At 71.3% G+C, this 12,457-nt stretch carries 11 protein-coding genes and 1 other RNA gene; 6 read left to right on the top strand and 6 right to left on the bottom strand.

Features of this window, described 5'->3' with window-relative positions:
- Positions 1-55: 55 nt before the first annotated feature.
- Together V6S66_RS04980 and glnA are read right to left on the bottom strand one after the other, a co-directional pair.
- Positions 56-2,962, bottom strand: a complete 2,907-nt coding sequence (locus V6S66_RS04980) for a bifunctional [glutamine synthetase] adenylyltransferase/[glutamine synthetase]-adenylyl-L-tyrosine phosphorylase (protein ID WP_334205647.1) — start codon at positions 2,960-2,962, stop codon at positions 56-58.
- A 58-nt stretch (positions 2,963-3,020) separates the two neighbouring features.
- Positions 3,021-4,361, bottom strand: a complete 1,341-nt coding sequence (glnA, locus tag V6S66_RS04975) for a type I glutamate--ammonia ligase (RefSeq protein WP_334205646.1) — start codon at positions 4,359-4,361, stop codon at positions 3,021-3,023.
- A gap of 104 nt (positions 4,362-4,465) precedes the next feature.
- On the opposite strand from glnA, the gene V6S66_RS04970 reads away from it, so the two are divergent.
- On the top strand, positions 4,466-6,235 hold the full coding sequence (locus V6S66_RS04970) for an NAD+ synthase (RefSeq protein WP_334205645.1): 1,770 nt from the start codon (positions 4,466-4,468) through the stop codon (positions 6,233-6,235).
- A gap of 113 nt (positions 6,236-6,348) precedes the next feature.
- A complete protein-coding gene (panB, locus tag V6S66_RS04965; RefSeq protein WP_334205644.1) occupies positions 6,349-7,260 on the top strand; it encodes a 3-methyl-2-oxobutanoate hydroxymethyltransferase in 912 nt (303 codons plus the stop codon).
- Between the two features lie 24 nt (positions 7,261-7,284).
- Here the strand turns inward: panB and V6S66_RS04960 are convergent, their stop codons facing one another.
- Both V6S66_RS04960 and V6S66_RS04955 read right to left on the bottom strand, forming a co-directional pair.
- Positions 7,285-7,578, bottom strand: a complete 294-nt coding sequence (locus V6S66_RS04960) for a hypothetical protein (protein ID WP_334205643.1) — start codon at positions 7,576-7,578, stop codon at positions 7,285-7,287.
- Positions 7,579-7,588: 10 nt separating this feature from the next.
- Positions 7,589-7,777: a hypothetical protein gene (locus tag V6S66_RS04955; RefSeq protein WP_334205642.1), complete on the bottom strand. Its 189-nt coding sequence runs from the start codon at positions 7,775-7,777 to the stop codon at positions 7,589-7,591.
- A 52-nt stretch (positions 7,778-7,829) separates the two neighbouring features.
- Here V6S66_RS04955 and map point away from each other — a divergent pair, with 52 nt between their 5' ends.
- Positions 7,830-8,699 carry a type I methionyl aminopeptidase gene (gene map / locus V6S66_RS04950; RefSeq protein ID WP_334205641.1) on the top strand — a complete coding sequence of 290 codons (870 nt, stop codon included), beginning with the start codon at positions 7,830-7,832 and terminating at the stop codon, positions 8,697-8,699.
- Between the two features lie 4 nt (positions 8,700-8,703).
- Here map and V6S66_RS04945 read toward each other — a convergent pair whose 3' ends face one another.
- Both V6S66_RS04945 and rnpB read right to left on the bottom strand, forming a co-directional pair.
- Positions 8,704-9,144, bottom strand: coding sequence for a hypothetical protein (locus tag V6S66_RS04945; protein ID WP_334205640.1), 441 nt, complete (start codon positions 9,142-9,144; stop codon positions 8,704-8,706).
- 30 nt (positions 9,145-9,174) lie between these two features.
- Positions 9,175-9,570, bottom strand: an RNA gene (rnpB, locus tag V6S66_RS04940) — RNase P RNA component class A.
- Positions 9,571-9,878: 308 nt separating this feature from the next.
- On the opposite strand from rnpB, the gene V6S66_RS04935 reads away from it, so the two are divergent.
- From V6S66_RS04935 to V6S66_RS04925, 3 genes are all read left to right on the top strand, one after another.
- Positions 9,879-10,460, top strand: a complete 582-nt coding sequence (locus V6S66_RS04935; protein ID WP_334205639.1) for a TMEM165/GDT1 family protein — start codon at positions 9,879-9,881, stop codon at positions 10,458-10,460.
- 30 nt (positions 10,461-10,490) lie between these two features.
- The gene (locus tag V6S66_RS04930; RefSeq protein ID WP_334205638.1) at positions 10,491-11,453 is read left to right on the top strand and encodes an SLC13 family permease; all 963 of its coding nucleotides are present in this window, start codon (positions 10,491-10,493) and stop codon (positions 11,451-11,453) included.
- Positions 11,454-11,565: 112 nt separating this feature from the next.
- The gene (locus V6S66_RS04925; RefSeq protein ID WP_334205637.1) at positions 11,566-12,372 is read left to right on the top strand and encodes a YaaA family protein; all 807 of its coding nucleotides are present in this window, start codon (positions 11,566-11,568) and stop codon (positions 12,370-12,372) included.
- The last annotated feature ends 85 nt before the right edge of the window (positions 12,373-12,457 follow it).

The following is a 12,457-nucleotide window of genomic DNA, read 5'->3' as shown; positions in this document are numbered from 1 at the left end:
TGCGGCTCGCTCTGGCGAGTTGCAGGAGTCAGCGCGAGGAACGAGCGCGAGCGGCTTACCAAAAGACGCGCTCGATCACCGCGCGCGCCTGACGGGTGATGCGCAGGTAGTCGTCGACCATCCGTTCGCCCTCGTCCTGCCGGTAGCCGAGCAGATGGGCCAGACCGGCCTTCTCCGCTGCCTGCTCCACCATTGACTCGGCCGGCTTGGCCCGCATCAGCACGACACCGTTGCGGATGCGGCTGACCAGGCGCCACGCCTCTTCGAGGATCGCTGCGTCCTCGGAGGCCACCAGCCCGGCCGCCGCAGCCGCGTGCAGGGCGGCGAGCGTGTCCGTCGTGCGCAGGTCCTCGACCTCGTGGCCGTGGCACATCTGCAGCATCTGCACCGTCCACTCGACGTCGGCGATGCCACCGCGTCCCAGCTTCAGGTGGGTCGTCGGGTTGGCGCCACGCGGCAGCCGCTCGGACTCGACCCGGGCCTTGATCCGGCGGATCTCGCGGACCGCCGACTCGTCCAGCCCGCCCTCGGGGTAGCGCATCGGGTCGATCAAGGTCCGGAACCGAGCGCACAGGTCGGGGTCGCCCACGATCGGCGACGCCCGGAGCAGCGCCTGTGCCTCCCAGACCGCCGACCACTTGGCGTAGTAGGCCTCGTACGAGGCGAAGGAGCGCACCAACGGACCGTTGCGGCCCTCCGGTCGCAGGTCGGCGTCGACCTCGAGCGGCGGATCGTCGCCCGCCGCCTGCAGCATCTCGCGCAACCGGGTCGCGACCGCCGTGGCCGCCTGGGACGCCGCCTTCTCCTCGGCGCCCGGCAGCGGCTGGTGCACGAACATGACGTCGGCGTCCGACCCGTAGCCCGACTCGCGACCGCCGAGTCGACCCATCAGCACGACGGCCATCGCGGTCGGCATCTCGCCGCGCTCGTCCTCGACGGCCCGGGTCGCGGCCGTGAGGGCCGCCGACACCGTGGCCGCGTTGAGGTCGGAGAGCGCGTGGCCCACCGTGACGATGTCGAGCCGCCCGAGCACGTCGGCGATCGCGACGCGCGACAGCTCGCGACGTCGGATCCGACGGATCGCCCGCACGGCGGCCTTGGCGTCGCGCGCGTGACGCTTGGCGGCGAGGGCCATCTCGGTGTGGATGCGCTCGAAGTCGCGGGGGACGAGCTCGGCGTCGTCACCCAGCAGGGCGACCGCGTCGGGGTTGCGCATCATCAGGTCGGAGACGTAGCGGCTGGACGACAGCAGACGCGCGAGCTGCTCGGCACCCTCCCCCTCGTCGCGCAGCTTGCGGAGGTACCAGTGCGACTCCCCCAGGCTCTCCGAGATCGAGCGGAACGCGAGCAGGCCGGCATCGGAGTCCGGAGCCTCGCTGAACCAGGCGAGCATCGCCGGCAGCAGCGCGCGGTGGATCGCCTTGCGCCGCGAGACCCCTGAGGTCAGCGCCTCCAGGTGGGCCAGCGCGCCCTTCGGGTCGCGGAAGCCGAGGGCCACGAGCCGCTCCCGGGCCGCCTCGGGCGACAGGCGCATGTCCTCGGTCGGCAGCGAGGCGACGGCCTCGAGCAGGGGCTGGTAGAAGAGCTTCTCGTGCAGACGCCGCACGATCCGGCGGTGCGACTGCCACTCGGAGACGAGGTTCTCGGCCGGCGACACGCGAAAGCCCATGCTGCGGCCGAGCCGGCTCAGGTCCTCCTCGTCGTCGGGGACGATGTGGCTGCGGCGCAGCCGGAAGAGCTGGATGCGGTGCTCCAGCGTGCGGAGGAACTCGTAGGCCTCCTCCAGCGCAGCGCCGTCGCGGCGACCGACGTACCCACCCTCGGTGAGCGCCTCGAGGGCGTCGAGGGTCGTGGGGCTGCGGAGGCTCTCGTCGGCGCGACCGTGCACGAGCTGCAGGAGCTGGACGGCGAACTCCACGTCCCGCAGGCCGCCGCTGCCGAGCTTGAGCTGCCGCTCGCGGTGGGCGGCCGGGATGTGGTCGAGCACCCGCCGACGCATCGCGCGGGTGTCGGTCACGAAGTTGTCGCGCGTGCTCGCCTCCCAGATCATGGGCTGCACCGCCGCCAGGTACTCCTGGCCGAGCTCGGTGTCGCCGGCCGCGAACCGGGCCTTCAGCAGTGCCTGGAACTCCCAGGTCGTGGCCCAGCGCTCGTAGTAGGCCACGTGGCTGCCGACCGTGCGGGTCAGCGGCCCCTGGGACCCTTCGGGCCTCAGGTTGGCGTCGACCTCCCAGATGGTGCCCTCGCTCGTGGGCTCGCTGCAGATGCGCATGACGGCGGAGGCCAGCCGCGTGGCGGCGCGCAGCGCCTTCTGCTCGTCGGCGCCGTCGGCGGTCTCGTGCACGAAGATCACGTCGACGTCGCTGATGTAGTTCAGCTCGTGACCACCGGTCTTGCCCATCGCGATGATGGCGAGCCGCACCAGGTCGGCGTCGTCCTCCTCGGACCGGGCGATGCCGAGCGCCGCCTCGAGCGTGGCGACGGCGAGGTCGGACAGCTCCGACGAGGTCTCCCGGAACGTCGAGTAGGCGTTGAGGTCGCGCGCGATCGTGCACAGCAGCTGGCGGTAGTAGGTGACCCGGAGCTCGGTGGCGTCCTTCGCCTCGGCGAGCTCGGCCAGCATCGCGGAGGACTCGCGCCGGCGAAGGTCGAGCTGGTCGCCCGCGAGCTCGTCGACGAGCTCGGGGTGGCGTCCCAGGAAGTCACCCATCGCCTCGCTCGTGCCCAGCACGACGAGCAGCCGCTCGCGCAGGTCGGGATCGGCGAGCCGCTCGCGCAGGGCGTCGGCGCCGAGCGAGCGGGCGATCGCCGCGAGCGACGACAGGGCGGTGTCCGGGGACGCGACGCTCGCGATCCGCTCGACCAGGCCGGGGTCGACCTCACCCAGGTCGGCCAGGTGGGCGGCAGCGGCATCGACGTTGCGGAAGCCGCGACGCGTCAGGTCAGGGGTCTCCGAGGGCACGGCCACAGGTTACGGCAGGGTGACGGAGGCCCCGACCAGCCCGCCGGGAGACGTTGACTCAGACGATGGGCATGAGCTTGTCGAGCTCGAACTGCGTGACCTGCGTGCGGTAGTCCTGCCACTCCCGGCGCTTGTTGCGCAGGAAGAAGTCGAAGACGTGCTCGCCGAGCGTCTCGGCCACCAGGTCGCTGTTCTCCATGATGGCGATGGCCTCGTCGAGGTTGTGCGGCAGCGACGGGATGCCCAGCACCTTGCGCTCGCGCTCCGACAACGACCAGACGTCGTCCTCGGTCTCGGGCGGCAGGTCGTAGCCCTCCTCGATGCCCTTCAGACCGGCGGCGAGCACCAGGGCGAAGGCCAGGTAGGGATTGCAGGCCGCGTCGATGCCGCGGTGCTCGACGCGCGCCGAGCCGCTCTTGTGCGGCTTGTACATCGGCACGCGCACCAGGGCGCTGCGGTTGTTGTGGCCCCAGCAGACGTAGCTCGGGGCCTCACCGCCACCGGCCAGGCGCTTGTAGGAGTTGACCCACTGGTTCGTGACCGCCGTGATCTCGGCACTGTGGCGCAGGACGCCGGCGATGAACGCCCGGCCCGTGCCGGACAGCTGGTACTCGGCGCCGGCCTCGTAGAACGCGTTCTCGTCACCCTCGAAGAGCGAGACGTGCGTGTGCATGCCCGATCCCGGGTGGTCCGTGAACGGCTTGGGCATGAAGGACGCCCACTTGTCGTTGGTGAGCGCGACCTCCCGCACCACGGTTCGGAAGGTCATGATGTTGTCGGCCATCGACAGGGCGTCGGCGTAGCGCAGGTCGATCTCCTGCTGCCCCGGACCGCCCTCGTGGTGGCTGAACTCGACGCTGATGCCCATGCTCTCGAGCATCGTGATGACCTCACGCCGGAAGTCCTGGCCACCGCCGCCCTGGGCGGTGTGGTCGAAGTAGCCGCTGTCGTCGACCGGGACGGGCTGACCGCCGGCCGGCGGCTTGCCCTTGAAGAGGTAGAACTCGATCTCGGGGTGCGTGTAGTACGTGAAGCCCATGTCGGCGGCCTTCTGCATCGCGCGCTTGAGCACGTGACGCGGATCCGCGAACGACGGGGTCCCGTCGGGCAGGTGGATGTCACAGAACATGCGCGCCGTGGCCGGCGTCTCGCCGCGCCAGGGCAGGATCTGGAACGTCGACGGATCGGGCTTGGCGAGCATGTCGGCCTCGTGCACGCGGGCGAAGCCCTCGATCGAGGAGCCGTCGAAGCCGATGCCCTCGGCGAACGCCCCCTCGAGCTCGGCAGGCGCGATCGAGACCGACTTCAGCGACCCGAGCACGTCGGTGAACCACAGTCGGACGAAACGGACGTCGCGCTCCTCGAGCGCGCGCAGCACGAATGCTTCCTGCTTACCCATGCGGTCATCCTCGCACGCGGTTTGTTTCGCCCATGTTTCCCCGTGAGGCGGTCACGGAACGTTTCGTGGGTGCCGCGGGCCAGCACCGTCGCTAGGCTCGCGTCGTGCCCCGCCTGCGCCTCGCCCTCGCCCAGATGAACCCCGTCGTCGGCGCCGTCGACGCCAACACCGACGCCGTCGTCGAGCAGGCGCGCGCGGCCCACGCGGCGGGCGCCCACGTCCTCGTGACGCCCGAGATGGTCCTCACCGGCTACCCCATCGAGGACCTGGCCTACCGGGCCACCTTCATCGCCGCGTCGCGCGCCGCCGTCGCCGGCCTGGCGACCCGGCTCGACGCGGAGGGGCTCGGTGACCTCGTGGTCGTCGTGGGCCACCTCGACACCGCCAAGGAGGAGACGCTCGCGAACGTGCCGGACCGTCTCGGCATCCCGGCCAACCAGCCCACCAACTCGGCCTCGGTCGTCACCGGCGGCGAGGTCGTGGCGCGCTACGACAAGCACCACCTGCCCAACTACGGGGTGTTCGACGAGTTCCGCCACTTCGTGCCCGGCGACGAGACCCAGGTGGTGCAGGTCAAGGGCGTCGACGTCGCGATCGCGATCTGCGAGGACATCTGGCAGGACGGCCCGTCGGCCGCGGCCGACGCCGCCGAGGCCGGCCTGCTGGTCGTGCTGAACGGCTCGCCCTACGAGGCGGCCAAGGACGACACCCGACTCGCGCTGTGCGCGCGTCGGGCCCGCGAGGGCCAGTGCGCGCTGGCCTACGTCAACCTGGTCGGCGGTCAGGACGAGCTCGTCTTCGACGGCGACTCCCTCGTCGTCGACGCCGACGGCGAGCTGGTCGCGCGCGCCGGGCAGTTCACCGAGGAGCTGCTCGTCGTCGACCTCGACCTCCCGGCGGCCACGGCCCCCATGCCGGAGCCCGGCACCCGATTCCACGGGCTCCGGGTGCAGCGCACGATCGTGGCCGAGGAGCACGCCGAGCCGGTCGACGTGCCGCTGCGCCCGGAGACGGCCGAGCGGTGGGACGACCTGGGCGAGCGCTACCAGGCGCTCGTGCTCGGGCTGCGTGACTACGTGCGCAAGAACGGCTTCTCGAGCGTCCTGCTCGGGGCCTCCGGCGGCATCGACTCGACCCTCGTCGCAGCGATCGCCGTCGACGCCCTCGGGCCTGAGAACGTGCACGGGGTCTCCAACCCCAGCGTCTGGTCGACCGAGCACAGCCGCAGCGACGCCGCCGATCTGGCCGAGCGCACCGGGATGCACCTCGAGACCGTGCCGATCGCCCCGATGTTCGACGCGTACCAGGAGGCCCTGCACCTCGACGGCCTCGCCGAGGAGAACCTGCAGGCGCGGATCCGCGCCGTCATCTGGATGGGCCTGTCGAACCAGCACGGCCACCTCGTGCTGGCGTGCGGCAACAAGTCCGAGCTCGCGACGGGCTACTCCACGATCTACGGCGACGCCGTCGGGGCCTATGCCCCCATCAAGGACGTCTACAAGACCCTGGTGTGGGACCTCTCGCGGTGGCGCAACGCCTGGGCCGAGCAGCGCGGCGAGACCCCGCCCATCCCCGAGAACGCGATCAGCAAGCCGCCCTCGGCCGAGCTGCGGCCGGGTCAGGTCGACAGCGACTCGCTGCCGCCGTACGACCAGCTCGACGCCGTGCTCGACCTGTACGTCGAGCAGGGACTCGGCTCGACCGACGTCGTGGCCCGTGGCTACGACGCCGCGCTCGTCGAGCGCATCGTGACCCTGGTCGACAGGGCCGAGTACAAGCGCCGTCAGTACCCGCCGGGCCCCAAGGTCAGCCGCCGCAACTTCGGTCGGGACCGGCGCCTGCCGATCACGACGCGGTGGCGCGAGTCGCTCTGACCGGTCCGGCGCACTGGTGACGTGGCTCACCTACCGAGCGGTCACCGGGGTGTGCCACGCTGGTGGCGTATCCGTGGACCTCTCCCGAGGCCGCGAGAGAGAAAGGCAGTGCCATGACTGAACCGACCCCTGCCCAGGTCCCGGCCGACAGCACCGTCGAGGAGGCCGCCCCGTACGGCGGTGGCTCTGCCGAGTCCCGCCCAGGGCCCGGGACCCCTGCCGCGATCAAGCGGGTCCGCACGCACCACCTGCAGCAGTGGAAGGCCGAGGGCCATCGCTGGGGCATGCTCACCGCGTACGACCAGTACATGGCCGGTGCCTTCGACGCGGCCGGCATCCCGGTGCTGCTCGTCGGCGACTCGGCCGCCAACAACGTCTACGGCTACGAGTCGTCGCTCCCCGTCACGGTCGACGAGCTCCTGCCCCTCGTGCGGGCCGTGACTCGATCCGCGCACCGGGCGCTCGTCGTCGCCGATCTCCCGTTCGGGTCGTACCAGCGCTCGCCCGAGCAGGCGTACGACACCGCGGTGCGATTCATGAAGGAGGGGCGCGCCCACTCGGTCAAGCTCGAGGGCGGAGCCGAGATGGCGCCGCAGATCGAGCTGCTGACCCGCGGCGGCGTCCCGGTCATGGCCCACATCGGCTTCACGCCGCAGTCCGAGCACGCGCTCGGCGGGTACCGGGTGCAGGGTCGCGGCGCGACCGCCGACCGGCTGATGCAGGACGCGCTCGCGGTCCAGGCGGCGGGTGCCTTCGGTGTCGTGATGGAGATGGTGCCGGGCCCGATCGCCGCCGAGATCACGCGTGAGCTGAGCATTCCGACGATCGGCATCGGCGCCGGCCCCGACTGCGACGCCCAGGTGCTCGTGTGGCAGGACATGCTCGGTCTGCGCACCGGGCGGGCACCACGCTTCGTCAAGCGCTACGCCGACCTGCACTCGATCGTCGACGCGGCCGCGAAGGAGTTCGCCGCCGACGTGGCCGGTGGCACGTTCCCCGCACCGGAGCACACCTTCGAGTCCTAACACTCCACCCGGGCAGGCAGTGACTCAGAGGCGCCAGCCGAGCAGGCCGACGCCGACGGCGTTGACCGCGACCCACGCGAGCAGGGCGATGACCGGGATCCAGACGGTCGACGACGGGGCGACGGGCGCACGGCGCGCCAGGCGCACGGCGAAGCACGCCAGCACCACGAGGTGGAGCACGACGCCCCACCAGGGCGCGTAGAGCGTCGTCGAGACCACGAGCCAGAGGATCGCGAACAGACCGATCGTCGCGATCCACGGACCGACTCGGTCGAGGTCGACGCGGCGGCGTCCCGGCGCCCGGGTCGCGGGCTTCACGGGGTGGTCCTCATGGGGCCGGGTCGCCCTTGGTGTCGTTCCACTTCGGATCCTCGTCCCACTCCTCGTTGCGCTCGGCGACCTTGTCGAGCGCGCGCGACGCCTCGGCCTCGGTGTCGTACGGGCCCAGACGGTCCTTGGCGCGGCAGCCCTCCTCGCCCTCGACGGTGTGGTGCTTGAGGCAGAAGAAGTAGGCCATGTCCGCATTGTGCCGCAGAGGTGGGCTCCCGCACCCCCGTTAGACTCCGCCGGTGCCCTCCCAGCCTGTCACGACCACCCTCCTGACCCCGGGGACCATCGGTCCCGCACGTGCCGTGCCGAGCAGCATCGACCGGCCGGAGTACGTCGGCCAGACCGAGCCGCTGCCCTACCGCGGTCCGCGCGTGCGCTCGGCCGAGACCATCGCGGCGATGCGCGTCGCGAGCCGCATCGCGGCGCAGGCGCTCGACGCGGTCGAGACGGCCATCGCCCCCGGCGTCACGACCGACGAGCTGGACCGGGTCGGGCACGAGTTCCTGCTCGACCACGGTGCCTACCCGTCGACCCTCGGCTACCGGGGCTACCCGAAGTCACTGTGCAGCAGCGTCAACGAGGTCATCTGCCACGGCATCCCCGACGACCGACCGCTGGCCGACGGCGACATCGTCAACATCGACATCACGGCCTACACCGGCGGCGTGCACGGCGACACCAACAAGACCTACCTCGTCGGCGACGTCGACGAGGAGTCGCGGCTGCTCGTCGAGCGCACCCACGAGGCCACGATGCGCGCGATCAAGGCCGTGCGCCCCGGACGTCAGATCAACGTCATCGGGCGGGTCATCGAGGCCTACGCGGCGCGCTTCGGCTACGGCGTGGTCCGCGACTTCACCGGCCACGGCGTCGGACCCGCCTTCCACGACGGCCTGATCGTGCCGCACTACGACGACCCGTCGGCCACGACCGTCATCGAGACCGGCATGACGTTCACGATCGAGCCGATGCTGACGCTCGGTGGCATCGAGTGGGACCAGTGGGACGACGACTGGACCGCCGTGACCCGCGACGGCTCGCGCACGGCCCAGTTCGAGCACACGCTGCTCGTCACCGACGACGGTGTGGAGATCCTGACCCTGCCCTGATGGGTCAGAGCGGCTCGGGGGTGAGGCCCGAGACCGACGGCTCGACGGCCGTCCACTTCCACGGGACCCGGCCGGACTCCCCCGGGTCACCCGTGATGGTGACGAGGGCATCGGCGATCGGCGTACCCGCCGGGACCGCCTCGTCCGTGGCCTCCGAGATGAGGCACGTGACCTGGTTGCCCTGGATCAGCTCCACCCGGTCCGGGCAGGTGACCTGGGTGTCACGCCCCAGCTTCTTGCGCGACTGCACCTCGATCGTCTGCTCGAACTCGTCCGAGACGACGCCGGGCTCGGGGGCGGCGGTGGCCGCGGGGGCGTCGGCGGCCTCCTCCTCGGGCGTGGCCGGCTCGATGAGCAGCAACGTGAGGTAGACCAGCGCCAGGACGAGGAGCCGCACCAGCACCGACGACACGAGTGATCGGCGCAGGTAGCGTCGACTGTTCATGCAGTCTCTCCTCGCGGTCTCGTCATGGGGCGAATGAGTCGGCCTGTAAGCCGGATTCTGTCAGGGCCGAAGCCCTGGGCGACCATCCATCTGGGACGCCCATTGCTGGACGCCTCCTGCAACCTACCCGCTGACCTCGGACGAGCAGCCCGTCAGCGCGGATCCGAAGATCCTCCTTGGTCTTGCTCCCGGTGGGGTTTACCGAGCCGACACCGTCTCCGGCGCCGCTGGTGAGCTCTTACCTCACCGTTTCACCCTTGCCTGATCCCCCTGCTTCCGAAGATTGGAGGGCCATCGGCGGTCTGTTCTCTGTGGCACTGTCCCGCACGTCACCGTGGGTGGCTGTTGGCCACCACCGCGCTCTGTGGAGTCCGGACTTTCCTCAGCAGTGCCCGGAGGCGCTGCCGCGGCCGCCCGGCCGACTCATTCGCAGACGTCATCCTAGGGCCTGCGCCGTCCGGGACGGATCGCGTGGGATGGACCACACCGGCTTGCCCCGGACCCCGGGTCGCCCGGTAGGCTCGAGGCAGCGAAAGGGAGTAGTCCCCAATCGCTGCGTCGACATGCTGAGCCGCAACGTCTGGGCTCCGGTGCAGCGGGCCAGTCCGTCAGGACCGGCGGACGAGACTTTCGACCGGAACTGACGTCACGGCACACCTGTCGTGGTGACGAACCCGGTCGAGGACTCGTCACGACGACAGGCTTCTCGTCCGGGAGACGAGGAGCCTTTTCCTATGGTCGACGCGCTGCTGCTGAGCACCGCCGTCATCTTCGTGGCCGAGCTCGGCGACAAGAGCCAGCTCATGGCCATGACGTTCGCCTCCCGCTACCGCGCCCGCGACGTGATCCTCGGCATCACGGCCGCGACGGCGATCGTGCACCTGGCCTCGGTCGGCATCGGCTTCTGGATCGGCGACGCGTTCTCCGAGTACCAGGGGTGGATCTCGATCGCGGCCGGTGTCGCATTCCTCGGCTTCGCCCTGTGGACCCTCCGCGGCGACGAGCTCACCGACGACGAGGCCCAGAAGGCGAAGAACGCCGGCGGTCGTGCCCTCCTGGCCGTCGGCCTGGCGTTCTTCCTGGCCGAGCTCGGCGACAAGACGATGCTCGCCACGATCACCCTCGCCGTCGACAACGACTGGGTCGGCGTGTGGATCGGCTCCACGGTCGGCATGGTCGCCGCCGACGCCCTCGCCATCGTGGTCGGCGCCGTGCTCGGCAAGAACCTGCCTGAGAAGGCGATCCGCTACGGCGCCGCGGCGGCGTTCGCGATCTTCGCCGTCGTGCTCGTGGTCGAGGGCATCCATCTCCTCTGATCGCCGGGGGCTCCGCGCTAGGTTCGGCCCGTGACTCACGACCTCGGCTCGCTCGTCGAGGTCGTCGGGTTCCTCGTCGCGATGACCGTGCTGGGCCGCGCCTGCGCCGACGAGGGCCTGTTCCACGCCTGGGGCGGCCTCGTCGCCCGGGTGTCCCGCGACCCGCGACGGCTCGCGGTGGCGGCCGGGCTCCTCGCGGCGGGCATCACGGTGGTGCTGACCCTCGACGCGACCGTGGTGCTCCTGACACCGGTGCTGCTGGCGGCCGGGCTCGGCCGGCGCGGATCGCTCCTCAGCGTGCGGCTCGCGAACTCCGCCTCGACGCTGCTGCCGATCTCCAACCTCACGAACCTGCTCGCCGTGGCAGCCACCGGATGGACGTTCCTCGAGTTCGCGCGCGTCATGCTGCCGGTGTGGGTCGTGGGCGTCGCCGCCGAGATCGCGATCGTGACCTGGTGGTGTCGTCGCGACCCGCCTCCGGTTCCACCGTCGGGGCCGGTGCCCGCGACGCCGCTCGTTCCCGCCGGCGTCGTCATCGCGGTGCTGTTCGGGCTCGCCGCCGGCGAGAAGCCCTGGATCGTCGCCACGGCCGGCGCCCTGCTGCTCGGGGTGCACGCCGTGGCCACCCGCGCCACCACTGGCCGCGACCTGCTGGTCGCCGCCAACCTGCCGCTGGCGGTGCTCGTCATCGTGTGGGGATGGGTCGTCACGCTCGTGGCAGGCACCCCCGCGGGCGACTGGATCACCGACCTCCTGCCCCACGGCACGACGTGGACGGCGCTCGTCGGCATCGCCCTCGTCTCCATGCTGGTCGCCAACACCATCAACAACCTTCCGGCCACGCTCCTACTCCTGCCGGCGGCTGCCGCGACCGGACCCGTGGGGGTCGCCGCTCTGTTGATCGGCGTCAACGTCGGCGCCAACCTGACGGCCGTCGGATCCCTGGCGAACCTGCTCTGGCGGGGCGCCGGGGGGCGCGCCTCGGTCGGGTGAGGCAAGTTCCACCGGCTCGGGCTGCTGACGACCCCCGTGCTGGTCGTCCTGGGCGCCTCGATGCTCTGGGCCTGGTCGCCCGTCGTCATCTGAGGCCCCCTAGGCTCGACCGGTGCTCGTGCTCCTGCCCCCGTCCGAAGGCAAGACGGCTCCGGCTGACGGCCCGTCCCTCGACCTCGGCGCGCTCTCGTTCCCGCGCCTGACGGCCACCCGTGACCAGCTCGCACGCGCGCTGGTGCGGCTCGCCTCGGGCCGGCCGGCCCGCGCGGCCGAGGTGCTCGGCCTCGGCCCCACCCAGAGCGACGCGATCGAGGCCGACGCCCGCCTGTGGGACCTGCCGTGCGCACAGGCCGCCGAGGTCTACACCGGTGTCCTGTTCGGCGAGCTCGACCTCGCCACGCTCGACCAGGGCGCCCGTGACCGCGCCTCGGCGACCGTCGCGGTGGCCAGCGCCCTGTTCGGCGTCCTGCGCATCGACGACCCGATCCCGGCCTACCGCCTGTCGGGGAGCGTTTCCCTGCCCCGCCTCGGACCCGTGGCGTCCAGGTGGCGCGACTCACTCCCGCGCGAGCTGACTGCGGCCACCGGCGACGGCCTGCTGATCGACCTGCGGTCGGGCACCTACGTCAACCTCGGCAAGCCGCAGCCGGAGATCGCCGACCGCACGGTGACGGTCCGGGTGCTGCACGAGGCGGGCGGGGTCCGCAAGGTCGTCAGTCACTTCAACAAGGCGACCAAGGGCCGGCTGGTCCGCGCACTGCTGACCTCGGGCGCCGAGCCGTGCTCCGTCGGCGAGCTCGTGCAGGTGTGGTCCGACCTCGGCTGGCACGTCGAGCAGCCCGACGTCGTGCCCGGCAAGCCCACACAGATCGACGTCGTGACGACAGACGCCGACCACGCGGCGGCGGCCACCGGGTGAAGCCCCGCCGCTTGAGGTGCGACGAGGAACGAGGAGCCTCGAAAGGGGCACCGCCACCCGCATCGTGATCGAGGTTTCGAGGGGC

The sequence above is a fragment of the Aeromicrobium sp. Sec7.5 genome (genome assembly GCF_036867135.1).
GTDB lineage: Bacteria > Actinomycetota > Actinomycetes > Propionibacteriales > Nocardioidaceae > Aeromicrobium.
This window is presented reverse-complemented; position numbering and strand designations above follow the sequence as displayed.